We start from the raw sequence: 284 nt of genomic DNA, 5'->3' as shown, positions 1-284 counted from the left end.
ATCCCACGGCCGGCCACGCCGCCCGCGTCGCCGAGATCGCGCGCCAGCACGGCGCCATCGTGCGGCCGGTCGGCACCAAGATCATCCTGTCGCCGCCGCTGGTGCTGGAGGAAGCGCATGCCGACGTCATCGTCGCCGCGCTCGACGCCGGGTTCGCCGGTGCGTAGCGGGTTCGCCGAAACGGCCCGGCGCATCGGCCGCGTGGCTGCCCTGCTGGTGCAGGCGCAGGGCTGGGTCGTCTACACGATCGGCGCGGACGGCAATGCGGGCCGCGTGCTGTGGGC

The 284-nt window shown here is 74.6% G+C and carries 1 pseudogene; it reads left to right on the top strand.

The window, feature by feature from the left end:
- Positions 1–167: pseudogene (locus ACEN88_RS35305) on the top strand (aspartate aminotransferase family protein); the annotation flags it as partial.
- Between the last annotated feature and the right edge of the window lie 117 nt (positions 168–284).

The organism is Massilia sp. CT11-108, assembly GCF_047302915.1.
Lineage (GTDB): Bacteria > Pseudomonadota > Gammaproteobacteria > Burkholderiales > Burkholderiaceae_D > Telluria > Telluria orientalis.
This window is presented reverse-complemented; position numbering and strand designations above follow the sequence as displayed.